12 protein-coding genes and 2 tRNA genes are annotated in these 16,730 nt (G+C 63.9%); 6 read left to right on the top strand and 8 right to left on the bottom strand.

Annotated features, from left to right (window positions below):
• Positions 1-179: 179 nt before the first annotated feature.
• The 3 genes from JQ603_RS01250 to JQ603_RS01240 all read left to right on the top strand — a co-directional run bounded on the left by JQ603_RS01250 (position 180) and on the right by JQ603_RS01240 (position 3,093).
• The gene (locus JQ603_RS01250; protein WP_212335962.1) at positions 180-2,024 is read left to right on the top strand and encodes a caspase family protein; all 1,845 of its coding nucleotides are present in this window, start codon (positions 180-182) and stop codon (positions 2,022-2,024) included.
• Between the two features lie 401 nt (positions 2,025-2,425).
• On the top strand, positions 2,426-2,788 hold the full coding sequence (locus tag JQ603_RS01245) for a hypothetical protein (protein ID WP_212335961.1): 363 nt from the start codon (positions 2,426-2,428) through the stop codon (positions 2,786-2,788).
• A gap of 228 nt (positions 2,789-3,016) precedes the next feature.
• Positions 3,017-3,093, top strand: a tRNA-Val gene (locus JQ603_RS01240).
• 141 nt (positions 3,094-3,234) lie between these two features.
• Here the strand turns inward: JQ603_RS01240 and JQ603_RS01235 are convergent.
• The 6 genes from JQ603_RS01235 to JQ603_RS01210 form a co-directional block, all read right to left on the bottom strand.
• Positions 3,235-3,639, bottom strand: a complete 405-nt coding sequence (locus JQ603_RS01235; RefSeq protein ID WP_212335960.1) for a GFA family protein — start codon at positions 3,637-3,639, stop codon at positions 3,235-3,237.
• 67 nt (positions 3,640-3,706) lie between these two features.
• Entirely contained in the window at positions 3,707-6,130 is a 2,424-nt protein-coding gene (gene lon / locus JQ603_RS01230; protein WP_212335959.1) for an endopeptidase La, read from the bottom strand.
• A gap of 325 nt (positions 6,131-6,455) precedes the next feature.
• Positions 6,456-7,727, bottom strand: coding sequence for an ATP-dependent Clp protease ATP-binding subunit ClpX (gene clpX / locus JQ603_RS01225; RefSeq protein ID WP_211402163.1), 1,272 nt, complete (start codon positions 7,725-7,727; stop codon positions 6,456-6,458).
• 451 nt (positions 7,728-8,178) lie between these two features.
• Positions 8,179-8,814 carry an ATP-dependent Clp protease proteolytic subunit gene (locus JQ603_RS01220; RefSeq protein ID WP_212335958.1) on the bottom strand — a complete coding sequence of 212 codons (636 nt, stop codon included), beginning with the start codon at positions 8,812-8,814 and terminating at the stop codon, positions 8,179-8,181.
• A 366-nt stretch (positions 8,815-9,180) separates the two neighbouring features.
• Positions 9,181-10,542 carry a trigger factor gene (gene tig, locus JQ603_RS01215; protein ID WP_212335957.1) on the bottom strand — a complete coding sequence of 454 codons (1,362 nt, stop codon included), beginning with the start codon at positions 10,540-10,542 and terminating at the stop codon, positions 9,181-9,183.
• Positions 10,543-10,712: 170 nt separating this feature from the next.
• Positions 10,713-10,797: transfer RNA gene (locus tag JQ603_RS01210), tRNA-Leu, on the bottom strand.
• 154 nt (positions 10,798-10,951) lie between these two features.
• Between JQ603_RS01210 and JQ603_RS01205 the strand changes: the two genes are divergently transcribed.
• On the top strand, positions 10,952-12,256 hold the full coding sequence (locus tag JQ603_RS01205) for a multicopper oxidase family protein (protein ID WP_212335956.1): 1,305 nt from the start codon (positions 10,952-10,954) through the stop codon (positions 12,254-12,256).
• A gap of 105 nt (positions 12,257-12,361) precedes the next feature.
• On the opposite strand, the gene JQ603_RS01200 is transcribed toward JQ603_RS01205, so the two are convergent.
• Positions 12,362-12,796 carry a GNAT family N-acetyltransferase gene (locus tag JQ603_RS01200; RefSeq protein WP_212335955.1) on the bottom strand — a complete coding sequence of 145 codons (435 nt, stop codon included), beginning with the start codon at positions 12,794-12,796 and terminating at the stop codon, positions 12,362-12,364.
• Complete coding sequence (locus JQ603_RS01195) at positions 12,796-14,295, bottom strand: NAD(P)H-hydrate dehydratase (protein WP_212335954.1); 1,500 nt, start codon at positions 14,293-14,295, stop codon at positions 12,796-12,798. Before JQ603_RS01195 ends, JQ603_RS01200 begins: the two co-directional genes overlap by 1 nt.
• Before the next feature lie 380 nt (positions 14,296-14,675).
• Between JQ603_RS01195 and JQ603_RS01190 the strand changes: the two genes are divergently transcribed.
• Complete coding sequence (locus tag JQ603_RS01190; protein WP_007603495.1) at positions 14,676-15,014, top strand: P-II family nitrogen regulator; 339 nt, start codon at positions 14,676-14,678, stop codon at positions 15,012-15,014.
• A gap of 151 nt (positions 15,015-15,165) precedes the next feature.
• On the top strand, positions 15,166-16,575 hold the full coding sequence (glnA, locus tag JQ603_RS01185; RefSeq protein WP_014494828.1) for a type I glutamate--ammonia ligase: 1,410 nt from the start codon (positions 15,166-15,168) through the stop codon (positions 16,573-16,575).
• Positions 16,576-16,730: the final 155 nt, after the last annotated feature.

The raw sequence follows: 16,730 nt of genomic DNA, 5'->3' as shown, positions 1-16,730 counted from the left end.
GACACGCCGCAAGCGCAAGATGCTGCGGGAACCGGACGATTGCTGGTGCGTCGCGCTTCCCGCAAGGCAAGCCCGACAGGCGATAGATGAGACCGCCGCCTGTGACGTTCGTCACATAGGGGCTTTTGCCTTGGTGGCACTCTGCGACTACTCTGGTCACATTGCGATTTGGGACTGCAATGGGCGCGATTCGGATTTTTCTGCTTTTATTGACCGTCTTCTGTTTCAGCTGCGGCGGCGCGCAGGCGGAAAAGCGCGTGGCGCTCGTGATCGGCAATTCCGCCTACAAAAGCGCGCCGAGGCTTGCCAATCCCGTGAACGACGCCTCGCTCGTCGGCGGCATGCTGAAGAAAGCCGGGTTCGACCTGGTCGACATCAAGCTCGACCTCAATGCTGCGGAAATGCGCCGGGCGCTGCGTGACTTCGGCGGCAGGACGCGCGAGGCCGATGTCGCCATCGTCTATTATGCCGGTCATGGCATCGAGCTCGACGGCACCAATTACCTGATCCCGACGGATGCCAGCCTCGAAACGGACAGCGATGTCCTCGACGAGACACTGCCGCTGGAGCGCGCCCTGTTCGCGGTCGAGCCGGCCAGGCAGCTCCGCCTCGTCATCCTCGATGCCTGCCGCGACAACCCGTTCGCCAAGACGATGAAGCGGACCATCGCCGCGCGCGCCATCGGCCGCGGCCTTGCCAAGGTCGAGCCAACCAGCCCGAACACCATGATCGCCTTCGCGGCGAAGGCCGGCTCCACCGCCTCGGACGGCGACTCCAGGAACAGCCCGTTTGCCTCAGCGCTGGTCGAACGCCTCCCTACGCCCGGGCTCGACCTGCGCAAGGCGTTCGGCTTCGTCCGCGACGACGTTCTCAAGACCACCGGTTACAAGCAGGAACCTTATGTTTATGGCTCGCTCGGCGGCGATGACGTGCCGCTGGTTACGGCAAAGCCGATCGCGGCCGGCCCCCAGGCCAACCCCGACAGCGAGCTCCGGCGCGACTACGAACTGGCGCTTCAGCTCGGGACGCGCGACGGATGGACAGCGTTCCTCAACCGCTTTCCGAGCGGCTTCTATGCCGATCTCGCCAAGGGCCAGCTGAACAAGATCGCCGCCGAAGAGACCCGCGCGATCACGGCAGACAAGGCTCGCCAGGCGGAAGAGGAGAAGGCCCACCTTGCCGCCGAGCGCGCCAACAAGGCCGAGCAGGACAAGGCGGCCGCCGCGGCCAAGGCGGCCGAGGACAAGCGTCTTGCCGCCGAGAAGGCCAAGCAGATCGAGGAAGCCAAAGCCGCTGCAGCCGAGCAGCGGCGCAAGGACGCCGAAGCCGCGGTCGCGAAGGCCCTGGCTGATAAGCAATTGGCCGAGAAGGCGCTCGCCGAGAAACTCGCCAGCGACAAGGCCGCCGCCGAACTCGCCGCGAAGCAGGCGGCTGAGAAACAAGCCGCCGCCGCTGCTGTCGAGCAGAAGATCGCGGCTGTGACATCTTCCTCGACCCCTCCGGCCATGTCGCCGCAGGAAACCACCAAACTGGTGCAGTCCGAGCTGCGCCGCGTCGGCTGTTTGACCGCCTCGGCAGACGGCGATTGGAACCTTGCGTCACAGCGCTCGCTGACGCTGTTCAACAAGTACGCCGGCACCAGGTTCGACGCCAAGCTCGCCACCTTCGATGCGCTGGATGCGATCAAGGCCAGGCCGGGCCGCGTCTGCCCGCTGGTCTGCGACCACGGCTTCAGAGCCGATGGCGACGCTTGCGTGAAAATCACCTGCCGCGCCGGCTACCGCGTCAGTGACGACAATGAATGCGAGAAGGTGCAGGACAAGAAGCCGGTCGCGACGCGCGAGGACGCCAAGAAGCGGGATACTGAGCGCAAGCAAACGGAAGCCAAACCATCCAAGCCTCAGGCAAGCGGGCAGCTTATATGCGGCAACGCAGGCTGTCGTCCGGTCAAATCGGGATGCCGGGTCGAGAGTGGGAGCTCATCGGGTGCGGGATCGGTCGGATACAGGGAAGTGTGTCCCTAACTCTTCGGCAGCTTCAGGAGTTTAGCCGGGTCGAATTTTGGTGCCGGCCCGTTCGGCCCCAGAGTTGGCTGTTCTTCACCTTCCATAGTGCCAGCATTCCGCTCCCTCTCTAATCGTTGCCGATCTCGCTCAAGGCCGCCCCCCGCGTGCATTTCATTGGGCCACCGCCTGTTGCGCAGGTGGATGTGCCTGCGGTGCACGTCGCTCCCGGTCGCATCGTGGCTGTCGAAGTGAACGCCGCGGGCGCAGCGCGGCGAAGGCGAGTTACATCACCGGAGCCCGCGCAGCGCGTCTCACCTATGCACATTACGGCCGCATTGGTTTCACCGAACCGCCGCATCAGAATCAGACGCCAACCAGATTTCGTCGATAGGTTTCGCCGTTCCTCAAACTGGATAGGCATGACCATGCGCAACTTCACGGCATCCGTCATCGTTGCAGCTCTCTCCCTCGGAACACCTGCTCTGGTGCAGGCACAGGGCGCATCGTCGCAACCCGGTACGGAACAGCCGTCCACACAGTCCAGCACGGTGATCCGGAGCATACAGGTTGTGGACGTCAAGGAATTGCAGCCGGCGGTGCGCGCGAAAGTCGATGAACTCGTGGCGCATACAAGCGACCAAGACATCCAGTCGCTCCGGCAGTCCATCGACGCCACGCCGCAGGCCGCCTCCGTGCTCAAGGCCAAGGGCTTGAGCTCGTCACAAGTCGTCGCGATCAACATCGCCGACGGAGTCCTGACGATGTTCACCAAGACGGCCTGACGTGGAACTCCAGGCCGAGGCACTGCACAGCGGCGGCGAGCACGATCGCCGCCTGCTCGGTCGGATGACGCGATTCGCGCTACGAAAATGGATTCCCCCTGCAGCAGGCTCGTCGCAGGGCTGCTCGTGTCCGGTCTGAAAACCCTGACCGAGCCGCAAATTGGGGCCAGCTCGCGGCGCGCTCGCCCCTTGCTCCTCCCCCCGCCGGAGCGCTAAAGAGGCGCCGTGGGGCGGTTAGCTCAGCTGGTTAGAGCATCTCGTTTACACCGAGAGGGTCCGCGGTTCGAATCCGTGACCGCCCACCAGCCTTCGCTCGCTTCGCGAGCTACGGCTCGGCAGGCCAGCGCAGCAGGTCATGAGCGCGAAGCGAGCGAAGGCTGCCGCGCCGAAGCCCAACGGGCGAAGGAGGACTTTCGCGGCGAACTTCGGCCCGGCAATCTCAGCCCTCAATCCCCGGGCCGTCCCGGCAGCAGCGGCACGGCGTCGATCCACACGGCCGCCGACTGGCACCAGATCTGCCTGCCAGGCCGCAGGGCGTCGCGCTGGCGGATGCTGCCCCAGCGGATGCCCCAATCGTCGGCCTGGTCGCCCTCCCCGCTGGTGAACAGCGGGGAACCGCAGTCGGCGCAGAAATGCTGGAAGCGCATGCGGCCGTTGTCGCCACGCTTGCCGTAAACCTTGGGCGTGCCGGCGGTCAGCCTGACGTCGGCGCCTGTGCAAATCGCAGTCACCCGGAACGGCGAGCCGGTCAGCGTCTGGCAGTCGGTGCAGTGGCACACCGAGACCGCCTCGGGGTCGATCTCGGCCTCGAAGGTGATCTTGCCGCAATGGCATTGCCCGTCGACCTGCATGGCTCTCTTCCCGTCAGGAAACAAAAACGGCGCCCGAAGGCGCCGTTTTATCATCTTTCGCTTGAGGTCAGTGAGCGGTCAGGCCGCCGGCGGCTTCATCGCCATCCGGCTTCACCGTCACTTTGGTGTCTTCTTCCCAGACGATCGGCACCGGCTTCTTCACCAGCGCCTTGGCGACGACGTCGTCGAGGCGGGAGACCGGGATGATCTCCATGCCGCCCTTGATCGCATCGGAAATCTCCGTGAGATCCTTGGCGTTGTCCTCGGGGATCAGCACCGTCTTGATGCCGCCGCGGGCCGCAGCCAGCAGCTTCTCCTTGAGGCCGCCGATCGGCAGCACGCGGCCGCGCAGCGTGATCTCGCCGGTCATCGCGACATCGTGGCGGACCGGGATGCCGGTCATCACCGAGATGATCGCGGTGGCCATGGCCACGCCCGCCGACGGACCATCCTTCGGCGTCGCGCCTTCCGGCACGTGCACGTGGATGTCGCGGCGGTCGAACATCGGCGGCTCGATGCCGTAATTGATCGCCCGCGAGCGGACGTAGGACGCCGCCGCCGAGATCGATTCCTTCATCACGTCGCGCAAATTGCCCGTGACCGTCATCTTGCCCTTGCCGGGCATCATGACGCCTTCGATCGTCAGCAGCTCGCCGCCGACATCGGTCCAGGCAAGGCCGGTGACGATGCCGACCTGCGGCTCGCTCTCGATCTCGCCGAAGCGGTACTTCGGCACGCCGAGCAGCTCTTCCAGAGTCTTCTCGGTGACCTTGACCGACTTCTTCTTGGAGATCATCAGCTCCTTCACCGCCTTGCGGGCGAGTGTGGAGAGCTCACGCTCCAGGTTGCGCACGCCCGCTTCGCGGGTGTAGCGGCGGATCAAAAGCAGCAGCGCGTCGTCGTCGATCGAGAACTCCTTGGAGTCCAGGCCGTGCTTGGACACCGCGTTCGGGATCAGGTGCTTGCGCGAGATCTCGACCTTCTCGTTCTCGGTGTAGCCCGCGATCCGGATGATCTCCATGCGGTCCATCAGCGGTCCGGGAATATTGAGCGTATTCGCGGTCGTGATGAACATCACGTTCGACAGATCGTAGTCGACCTCGAGATAGTGGTCGTTGAAGGTCCCGTTCTGCTCGGGGTCGAGGACCTCGAGCAGCGCCGAGGACGGATCGCCGCGGAAATCGGCGCCCATCTTGTCGATCTCGTCCAGCAGGAACAGCGGATTGGACGACTTCGCCTTCCGCATCGACTGGATGATCTTGCCGGGCATCGAGCCGATATAGGTGCGGCGGTGACCGCGGATCTCGGCCTCGTCGCGCACGCCGCCGAGGGAGACGCGCACGAACTCGCGCCCCGTGGCCTTCGCGATCGACTTGCCGAGCGAGGTCTTGCCGACGCCGGGAGGCCCGACGAGGCACAGGATCGGTCCCGTCAGCTTGTTGGCGCGCGACTGCACCGCGAGATACTCGACGATGCGGTCCTTGACCTTCTCCAGCCCGTAGTGATCGGCATCCAGAACCGCCTGCGCGGCCTCCAGGTCCTTCTTCACCTTGGACTTCTTGTTCCACGGAATCGACAGCAGCCAATCCAGATAGTTGCGCACGACGGTCGCTTCCGCGGACATCGGCGACATCTGGCGCAGCTTCTTCAATTCATGCTGCGCCTTCTCGCGCGCTTCCTTGGAGAGCTTGGTCTTGGCGATCTTCTCCTCGAGATCGGCGAGCTCGTCGCGACCGTCGTCGTCGCCGAGTTCCTTCTGGATCGCCTTCATCTGCTCGTTGAGATAGTACTCGCGCTGGGTCTTCTCCATCTGGCGCTTGACGCGCGAGCGGATGCGCTTCTCGACCTGCAGCACCGAGATCTCGCTCTCCATCAGGCCCAGCACCTTCTCCAGGCGCGTGGTGACGGACAGCGTCTCCAGGATGCCCTGGCGGTCCGCGATCTTGACCGCGAGATGCGAGGCGACCGTGTCGGCGAGCTTGGCGAAATCGGTGATCGCCTGCACGACGCCGACGACCTCGGCCGAGATCTTCTTGTTGAGCTTTACATAGCTCTCGAAGTCGGACACGACCGAGCGCGCCAAGGCTTCCGCCTCGACCGATTTCGCATCGGTGTCGGCAAGCGCCACGGCGGTGGCTTCGTAGTAGTCGGCGCGATCGGTGTATTTCTGCACGCGCGCACGCTCGAGCCCTTCGACCAGCACCTTCACGGTGCCGTCGGGAAGCTTCAAGAGCTGGAGCACGCTGGCGAGCGTACCGGTCTCGTAAATGGCGTCGGGCGCCGGATCGTCGTCGGACGCGTTCTTCTGCGTCGCGAGCATGATCAGCGCGTCGTTCTTCATCACCTCTTCAAGCGCGCGGATCGACTTCTCGCGGCCGACGAAGAGCGGAACGATCATGTGCGGGAAGACGACGATGTCGCGCAGCGGCAGCACGGGATAAGCGTGCGCTTCGCCGTGGACGATGGTTGGCCGGGGTTTTGGATTAGTCATGGCCTTTTCCTTTTGCTTTGCCCCCTTGCACGCAGCCCGCCATGCTCATGCGCAACCGCCACAAGGTGCCGAGGTGATCCACAAAACCGGTCTACCATTTCCAGGTTGGACCGGGCTTGCCGGATCGGAACTGAGGCGAATCTTGAAGAGAATTCTCGCTCGCCGCCGACATTAGGTGGCTATCGACCCGGGGGGTGTCAAGTCATTGAAATACGCGCGCCATCAGGCGCTTACGCACGCAGATATGCGACGCAACACCGGCTGCGGAGATACACGTCCGCAGCCCAACTCGATGAGACGATTGGAGCGTTCCCAGCGCCGCAGATCAGGCGCTGGCATTCTCGACGGCGCGATCGGTCCGGTCGGCGTAGATGTAGAGCGGACGCGCCGTACCTTCCACGACTTCGCGGGAAATCACGACTTCTTCCACACCTTCCAGGCCCGGCAGGTCGAACATGGTCTCGAGCAGGATCGCCTCGAGGATCGAACGCAGCCCGCGCGCACCGGTCTTGCGCTCGATCGCCTTGCGGGCAACCGCGCCAAGCGCCTCGTCGGCGAAGGTCAGCTCGATGTTCTCCATCTCGAACAGCCGCTGGTACTGTTTCACCAGCGCGTTCTTCGGCTCGGTGAGAATCTTCTTCAGCGAGGTTTCGTCGAGGTCCTCGAGCGTCGCCACGACCGGCAGACGGCCGACGAATTCGGGGATGAGGCCGTACTTCAGGAGGTCCTCAGGCTCGACGTGACGGAAGATCTCGCCGGTCCGGCGATCTTCCGGCGCGAGCACCTGGGCGCCGAAGCCGATCGAGGTCGACCGGCCGCGCGCCGAGATGATCTTCTCGAGGCCGGCGAAGGCGCCGCCGCAGATGAACAGGATGTTGGTGGTGTCCACCTGCAGGAATTCCTGCTGCGGATGCTTGCGGCCGCCCTGCGGCGGGACCGAGGCCACCGTGCCTTCCATGATCTTGAGCAGCGCCTGCTGCACGCCCTCACCCGACACGTCGCGCGTGATCGAGGGATTGTCGGACTTACGGCTGATCTTGTCGATTTCGTCGATGTAGACGATGCCGCGCTGGGCGCGCTCGACATTGTAGTCGGCGGCCTGGAGCAGCTTCAGGATGATGTTCTCGACGTCCTCGCCGACATAGCCGGCTTCGGTCAGCGTGGTCGCATCCGCCATCGTGAACGGCACGTCCAGAATGCGGGCGAGCGTCTGCGCGAGCAGCGTCTTGCCCGAGCCGGTCGGACCGATCAGCAGGATGTTCGACTTCGCGAGCTCGACGTCGTTGTGCTTGGTCTGGTGGTTGAGGCGCTTGTAGTGGTTGTGCACCGCGACCGACAGGACCTTCTTCGCATGGCTCTGGCCGATCACGTAATCGTCCAGCACCTTGCAGATTTCCTTCGGCGTCGGAATCCCGTCGCGCGACTTGACCAGCGAGGACTTGTTCTCCTCGCGGATGATGTCCATGCAGAGCTCGACGCACTCGTCGCAGATGAAGACCGTGGGACCCGCGATCAGTTTACGGACTTCGTGCTGGCTCTTGCCGCAGAACGAGCAATACAGCGTGTTCTTGGAGTCGCTCGTGCCGACCTTACTCATTCATGTCTCCGTCCGCGGTTCGATCCCGTTCCGCTCGATCGCTCCATTCCGACACGATGGCCGGGATGAAGTTCAAATAGAGCAAATTCCGTACCAAAAAAGACCTACGCGTTACTACATCCCGTGCGAATCACGGTCACTCGATTCTCCCGCGATCATAGCCGATCAATCGTAGCCAACCATGCTGTCACCCGACTATCAAGAATTCGCTAATCGGGGGTCGCGCGCTACCCGTGACAATACCGTGATTTCCGGTCTTGGCACGGGCGAAGTGACCGAAATCACCCCGGCGTTGCTGGATTACCACGAAATAACAAGCACGAAAGCGGAACTTTCTGCCTGTCGCAGGGCGCAAAACGACGTTTTGCAATGCGCTCACGCGCACCTAGCGTGAACGCCACCCTGATGGGACCCCGGCGATCCCAGGGATCGCCGTTACGGTCCGGTAGTGCTACTGGGCCTTCGCCGGCGCCGGCTCCTCGGCGCGCTTGTCGATGACCTTGTCGACCAGGCCGAACTCCTTGGCGTCGTTGGCGGTCAGGAACTTATCGCGTTCCAACGCGTCCTCGATCGTCTTGTAGGTCTGGCCGGTGTGCTTCACGTAGATCTCGTTGAGCCGCTTCTTCAGGTTCAGGATTTCCTGGGCGTGCAGCATGATGTCGGTGGCCTGACCCTGGAAGCCGCCGGAGGGCTGGTGGACCATGATGCGCGCGTTCGGCAGCGAGAAGCGCATGTCCTTCTCGCCGGCGGCGAGCAGCAGCGAGCCCATCGAGGCGGCCTGGCCGGTGCAGAGCGTCGAGACCGGCGGGCGGATGAACTGCATGGTGTCGTAGATCGCAAGGCCCGACGTCACCACGCCGCCCGGCGAGTTGATATACATCGAGATTTCCTTCTTCGGATTTTCCGCCTCAAGGAACAACAGCTGCGCGACGATCAGCGTCGACATGCCGTCCTCGACCGGACCGGTCACGAAGATGATGCGCTCCTTCAGGAGGCGCGAGAAAATGTCGTAGGCGCGCTCGCCACGGTTGGTCTGCTCGACCACCATGGGCACGAGGTTCATGTAGGTTTCAACCGGATCGCGCATGAGTCACCTAGGTTTTGAGAGGCGGACATCGCCAGTCTTGGCTGCCAGTTGGGCTGGATGTGCCGGAAGGCCGATGGACGTCCCGTGATGCAGGACTTGTAGGATGTAGCGACAGATATAGCCCAATTCGCGCCTGACAAGTGCGGAGCGCATTAAGGCTTAATCCGCGGGGCAGTTGAAGCTGATTCGCACAAAGAGGCCCAGCCGACCATCTGGCTAGCTGGGCCCCTTCGCTGATCATCCTTAATAGAAGACTGTCCCAGAGCCCCGTTCCGATGGAATCGGAAAGGGGCGCCAGCTTCTATTTTTGACGCGTCTTCTTCGCGCGAACCGGTATCCACTTCGCTCGAAAACGCTCTAGAGTCTTCAGGCGGCGGTCTTTTCCGCCTCGTCGTCCTTGTAGAGATCCTCGCGCGAGACCTTCTTCTCGGTCACGTTGGCGAGCTCGAGGATGAAGTCGACGACCTTGTCCTCGTAGATCGGTGCACGAAGCTGGGCCAGCGCCTGGGCGTTGCTGCGGTAATAGTCCCAGACCTCCTTCTCGCGACCGGGCATCTGCCGGGCGCGCTCGATCACGGCACGGCCGACCTCGTCGTCGGTCACGGTGATCTTGTTCTTCTCGCCGATCTCGGAGAGCACGAGGCCGAGCCGCACGCGGCGGTCGGCGATCTTGCGGTACTCTTCCTTCGCCTTGTCCTCAGTGGTGTCCTCGTCGGCAAAGGTCTTGCCGGCGGAGTCCATCTCGGCCTTGACCGAGTTCCACATCAGATTGAACTCCTCGTCGACCAGCGAGGGCGGCGCCTCGAAGCGATGCGCTTCGTCGAGACGGTCGAGCAGCGCGCGCTTGACGCGCTGGCGCGTCGCGGTGGCGAATTCGGCGACCAGACGCTCGCGCGCGGCTTCCTTCAGCTTGTTCAGCGATTCCAGACCGAGCGTCTTGGCGAACTCGTCGTCGATCGCGACGTCCTGCGGCGCCTCGATCGTCGTCGCGGTGGTCTCGAACTCGGCCGGCTGGCCGGCGAGCTTCTCGCTCATGTAGTTCTTGGGGAACGTCACCTTCAGCGTGCGCGTCTCGTTCGCACCGATGCCGATGAGCTGCTCCTCGAAGCCCGGGATGAAGGTGTTGGAGCCGATCACGACCTGGATGCCTTCGCCGGCACCGCCCTCGAAGGCCTCGCCGTTGATGCTGCCCTTGAAGTTGATGGTGACGCGGTCGCCGGAGGCGGCCTTGTCGCCCTCGCCCTTCGCGGCATAACCGCGGTTGCTGTCCGCGATGCGCTTGATCGCCTCGTCGACGTCGGAATCGGTCACGTCAGCAACGGGCTTCTCGACCTGGAAGGTCTTGAAATCGGCGAGCGCAATCGACGGCACCACCTCGATCGCGACCGTGTAGGTCAGATCGGTCTTGCCGTTCAGCAGCTCCTCGACCTCGGCCTGCTCGGTCGGCATCGTGATCTTCGGCTCGGTCGCGAGACGGAAGCCGCGCTCGGAGAACAGCTGCGTGTTGGTATCGCGGATGGTCTGGTCGATGGTCTCGGCCATCACCGAGCGGCCATAGACCTTCTTCAGGTGCGTCACCGGCACCTTGCCGGGACGGAAGCCGTTGATGCGGACCTTGTCCTTGAGATCGACGAGCTTGGCGCCGGCCTTGGCGTCGAGATCAGACGCCGGAACGCTGATCTTGAACTCGTGCTTCAAACCTTCCGAGAGGGTCTCTGTGACCTGCATGGCGTCCAATCTTCTTTTCGTTCGGCCCCGGCGCGCATGCGTCGGGACGCTGTCATTAATCGATCCGGCGCGAGGCAAACGCCTCACCGCCGGTGTTCATCGGACCGGCTTCAGGCGGACAACATCCGCCGGCAGCAGGCCCCGTAATCCGTGCAAACGCGATAAGCGCTTGGTGCGGGCGGAGGGACTCGAACCCCCACAACTTTCGTCACCGGAACCTAAATCCGGCGCGTCTACCAGTTCCGCCACGCCCGCGTGAATTTGCATCCAAACCGGCCGCGATGCCGCGGGCGGCCGGGCTTATAACATGTGCCTGACTGTTCGCAGCAAAAAAATGGCCCGATGGCGGCAGGCTTCAAGTAGGCATGACGACTGGACTTATCCAGCGCGGCGTGGTCCGGATCGCGACATGAAACCGCGGATCTTTGACCTGAACAGACGCCAGGTTTTGGCAGGCCTCGGAGCCTCGGCGGCCGGGTTGATCGCCGGCGGCGCCGGCCCCTCCGTGACCGCCCAGCTCGCGCTTCAGGCAAGGCCCTCAACGCTGGCTCTGAGGCCAGATCAGCCGGCTACACCGATCTGGGAGCTGGCCGCCGTAAGCCACCTCAGGGACGTCCGTCTCAAGCGTTTTGACCGCTGCGAGGTGGTGTTCCGGAACGACCTGCCTGTGCCGCTTGCACCAGTCTGGTACGGCCTCAATGCGCCGGCCGCTTCCGATCCGCTCCGGGGGCGCGCGCCGGCGGCTCCGAGCACGACAGAAACATCAATTATTTCAATAGCTAATGCAGGAACCCTGCTGGCCGACTTCCGTCTCTTCGAGGACGGCCTGAAGCAGCCCGCGCGGCCGCTTCCGATCATCGCGGTCGAGACCAGCCCGGTCGCCGTCGATCGCGACCAGATCCTGCTGATCGAGGAATGGCGCCTGCGGCCGGACGGAAGCGCGCTTCTCCCAGGCCAGGACCCGACGGACACGACACCGCTCTACACGGTCAACGGACAGACCTCATTCGAACTCTCAGCCGCGGCCAATGAACGGCTGCGGCTGCGCTTTATCAATGGCTCCCAACGTACTGTTCTTGCGATCAAATTGGAAAGCCATGAGGTTCGCGTGATGGCCATGGACGGGCAGCCCGCCGAGCCGTTCCCGGCCCGCAACGGCGCCCTGGTGCTGGCGCCCGGCGGACGGGCCGACGCGTTTGTGGATACGGCCACATCGGCCGCATTCCTGCTGCATGACGGCAAGGAGGCGCGCCGGGTGGGCAGCCTCAAAGTATCGGGCCAATCGGAGCGGCGCGTGCCGCTGTTGCCGTCACAGCCGCTGCCGTCGAATGATCTCCCCGAGAAGCTCGATCTGAAAGGCGCCCTGCGGTTCGATGTCGCGCTCGGCGCGGCCGATGCCGGCTGGGCACGGCCCGCAAGCTTCTCCACGGCGTCCGCCCCCGCCTTCCGCGCCAAGACCGGCCGCACCGTCGTTCTGGCCCTGAAGAACCCCGCCCCCGCCACCACCGTCTTCCACCTGCACGGCCACCCGTTCCGCCTGCTCGACAAGCTCGACGACGGCTGGAAGCCCTACTGGCTCGACACGCTCGCGATCGAGCCCGGCCAGACCCAGCGCATCGCGTTCGCGGCGACCTCACCCGGACGATGGCTGATCGAGTCGGTTGTGACGGACTGGGCCGCGCCACGCCTGGTGCGCTGGTATGGGGTGGAGTGAGGCCTTGTAGGATGGGTAGAGCGCAGCGAAACCCATCGCCATCGCGCCGAGGTTTGAGATGATGGGTTTCGCTGCGCTCTACCCATCCTACCCGCCCCATCGGTGTTAGCGCGTCCAGACGTACCGCGCGTCCGGCTCCCTCTCCTCGTTCCGCGTCCCGTCGGTCTGCTCGACCAGCCTGAACCCGCGCGCCTCATAAAAGCGTCGCGCCGGCGCGTTGCGCTGGAAGGTCCAAAGCTCCAGCCGGTCGCAAGCGCTTTTGGCGACGTTGAGAAGCTCGGTGCCGATGCCGAGGCCATGGGCTGCGGGGCGCACGTAGAGCTGCTCGACCCAGCCATCGCTGAAGGCGATGATCCCGCTCAGTTCGCCACCATCGAAGCGGCCCCAAACCTGGCATGTCGGAAAGACACGCTCGCAATAGAACCAGCGGTCCTCCTCCGGCGTGTGCAACCCGGCGAGCCACGGCATCGCCTGGTCGAACGCGATCCGGTGGATCTGCGCCACCGCGCCCATGTCGGCGAGCGCGAGCTGCCTCAGCACTAGTACTCCACTCCCAGCGCATCATAGATACGCCGGTGCACGGCCGGCAGCGTCTCGGTCAGGTCCTCCGCAATCAGTCCCGGCCCGGCCTCGCTTGCCGCCTCGCCATGCATCCAGACGCCGATGCTGGCGGCTTCGAAGGCGGGCACGCCCTGCGCCAGAAGACCGGCGATGATGCCGGAGAGCACGTCACCGGCGCCCGCGGTGGCGAGCCAGGGCGGCGCGTTGGCGGCGATGGTGGCGCGGCCGTCGGGCGCGGCGATGGTGGTATCGGGCCCCTTCAGCAGCACCACCGCGCCGGAGCGCTCGGCGGCGGCCCGGACGCGCTCGAGCTTGGAGCGGCCCGGATGCTTGTTGCTGAGGTCGGAGAACAGGCGCGGAAACTCGCCCTCGTGCGGCGTCAGCACCACCGCACTGTCGTGCGAGGACTTGATCGATTCAAACAGGCGCTCGGGGTTTGCGGCAAAGCTCGTCAGCGCATCGGCGTCCAGCACCAGATGCCGTTGCGCCGTGAGCGCGGTATGCACCATGTCGCAGGTGCGCTCACCGATGCCGGTGCCGGGGCCGATGATGCAGGTGCTGTAGCGCTTGTCGCCCAGCAGCTCGCCGAACTCGACCACGCTATCGACGGGGCGCACCATCACCGCGGTGAGCGCGGCCGCATTGATGCCGAGCGCATCGCGTGGGCTCGCAAGCGTCACGAGGCCAGCACCGGACCGCAGCGCCGCGCGCGCCGCGAGCCGCGCTGCGCCGGTCGCGGCAGCGTCGCCGGAGACCGCGAGCACGTGCCCTCGCGCATATTTGTGGCCGTCGATGCGCGGCACCGGAAACGCCGCGCCCCAGAAATCCGGGTCGTTCTCGAAAATCTGCGGCCCGATCTCGTCCAGCACCTGTGCGTCGATACCGATGTCGGCAACCCGCACCCGGCCGCAATGCATCCGTCCCGGCAGCAGCAGGTGAGCCGGCTTCTTGCGGAAGAAGGTGACGGTCTCGGTGGCGTTCACCGCCACGCCCAGCACCGCCGCGCTGGTGCCGTTGATGCCACTCGGCAGGTCGACCGCCAGCACAGGCGCGCCGTTGGCGTTGATCGCCTCGATCATCTCCCGCGCCTCGCCCTCGACGGAGCGGCTGAGGCCGGCGCCGAACAGCGCGTCGATGATCAGCGCGGGCCTTCCGATCGCCTGCGGATTGAACGGGAGCACCGGGTGCTTCCAGCCGCGCGCGGCGGAGGCCGCATCGCCCTGGAGCTGGTCGCGCTCGCACATCAGGATCACCGAGACCTCGCGGCCTTGCGCGGCGAGCTCGGCGGCTGCGACAAAACCGTCACCGCCATTGTTGCCGGGGCCGGCCACGATCAGGATCGGCCCCTCCTCCACCAGTACGTTGGCGGCCGCCGCAACCGCCTGGCCGGCGCTCAGCATCAGCTTGAAGCCGGGTGTCCCGGCCGCGATCGCGAGCTGGTCGGCGCGCTGCATTTCGGCGTTGGTCAGAACTTCCATGCCACTTCCCTGGTACAACGCCTCTTCAACAGGCATCTTTTGTGCCGATCCGGCGCCCGGAACACAGATTTGCACAGATACTGAACTGTTTGCCTATTTCGTAGTCTTCGGTATTTTGGCCCGTCGGCACCACCTATCAGAGATGCTCGTTAAAAGGCTGATAACGCTCCAATAATCAGGGCATTTGCAACTTGGCATAGACCCTGCTTTCGAGGAAGCTGCTTCGGTTCGTCGTGCTCACTGGCATTTATCAGGGTGTGGCCGGCCGTTGTTGCCGGACTGGTCAGGGATCCCGGCATAGCGAAGACAACATCGTGCTTTAAGAAAAGCGCATCCTGACGAAGACGTTGCTATTTGATCGAAAGGCCGGGAGGCGCGCAGTGAAGAAAATCGAAGCCATCATCAAGCCGTTCAAGCTCGACGAGGTGAAGGAAGCGCTTCAGGAAGTCGGCCTTCAGGGCATCACCGTCACCGAAGCCAAGGGCTTCGGCCGGCAGAAGGGTCACGCCGAGCTTTACCGCGGCGCAGAATACATCGTCGATTTCCTGCCCAAGGTGAAGATCGAGATCGTGATCGGCGACGATCTGGTCGAGCGCGCCATCGACGCGATCCGCCGCGCGGCGCAAACCGGGCGCATCGGCGACGGCAAGATCTTCGTCTCCAACATCGAAGAGGCGATCCGCATCCGGACCGGCGAATCCGGGCTGGACGCTATCTGAGCCGGGTGCTATCCCGCATTTTGCGACACTCTGACAAGAAATAAGGCTGCTTCGGCGGCCTGATTTCGTTTGTGCGGTCGCGCAAAACTCGCCCAAGCGAGAATAATTTTGCTCATCTGGAAACCGACCCGCAGAGCCAAAAGGGGTATGCATGAAGACCGCCAAAGACGTCCTGAAATCGATCAAGGACAACGACGTCAAATACGTCGACCTGCGCTTCACCGATCCGCGCGGCAAGTGGCAGCACGTCACGTTCGACGTCAGCATGATCGATGAGGACATTTTCGCCGAAGGAACGATGTTCGACGGCTCCTCGATCGCCGGCTGGAAGGCGATCAACGAGTCCGACATGTGTCTGATGCCCGATCCGGTGACCGCGACGATCGATCCGTTCTTCGCCGAGACCACGATGGTCATCACCTGCGACGTGCTCGAGCCGACCACCGGCGAGCCCTACAACCGCGACCCCCGCGGCATCGCCAAGAAGGCCGAAGCCATGGTGAAGTCGATGGGCGTGGGCGACAGCGTGTTCGTCGGCCCCGAAGCCGAGTTCTTCGTGTTCGACGACGTGCGCTTCTCCTCCTCCCCCTACAACACCGGTTTCCGCCTCGACTCCTCGGAGCTGCCGACCAACACCGACACGGAATATGAGGGCGGCAACCTCGGCCACCGCATCCGCACCAAGGCCGGCTACTTCCCGGTCCCGCCGCAGGACTCGGTGCAAGACATGCGCTCCGAGATGCTCGGCGCCATGGCCAAGATGGGCGTCAAGGTCGAGAAGCATCACCACGAGGTCGCTTCCGCCCAGCACGAGCTCGGTATGAAGTTCGACACGCTGACGCTGATGGCCGACCACCTGCAGATCTACAAGTACTGCATCCATCAGGTCGCGCATATCTACGGTAAGACCGCCACCTTCATGCCGAAGCCGGTCTATGGCGACAACGGCTCGGGCATGCACGTGCACCAGTCGATCTGGAAGGACGGCAAGCCGGTGTTCGCCGGCAACAAGTATGCCGACCTGTCGGAGACCTGCCTGCACTACATCGGCGGCATCATCAAGCACGCCAAGGCGATCAACGCCTTCACCAACCCGTCGACCAACTCCTACAAGCGTCTGGTCCCGGGCTATGAGGCTCCCGTGCTGCTCGCCTACTCCGCGCGCAACCGCTCGGCCTCCTGCCGCATCCCCTACACCGCTTCGCCGAAGGCCAAGCGTGTCGAGGTGCGCTTCCCCGATCCGCTTGCCAATCCCTATCTCGGCTTCGCCGCGATGCTGATGGCCGGCCTCGACGGCATCAAGAACAAGATCGATCCGGGTCCGGCGATGGACAAGGACCTCTACGACCTGCCGAAGGAAGAGCTGAAGCAGATCCCGACCGTCTGCGGCAGCTTGCGCGAGGCGCTGGAAAACCTCGACAAGGACCGCGGCTTCCTCAAGAACGGCGGCGTGTTCGACGACGACTTCATCGACGCTTATATCGAGCTGAAGATGACCGAGGTCGAACGCTTCGAGATGACCCCGCACCCGGTCGAGTTCGACATGTACTATTCGGGCTAATCGGCCCGAACTCTCTGCAACAAGCAAAAGGCGCTCCGAAAGGGGCGCCTTTTCGTTTGGGACGTAGGGTCCGTAGGGTGGGTTGGCATTGCAGATGTGCGAAGCGCATTTGCAATGTGTAACCCACCACTGTCTCTACCCGAGCGAGCAGAAGA

The sequence above is a fragment of the Bradyrhizobium liaoningense genome (assembly GCF_018130825.1).
GTDB lineage: Bacteria > Pseudomonadota > Alphaproteobacteria > Rhizobiales > Xanthobacteraceae > Bradyrhizobium > Bradyrhizobium liaoningense_B.
Note: the sequence above shows the minus strand (reverse complement) of the source record. Positions and strands in the feature narration are given on the sequence as shown.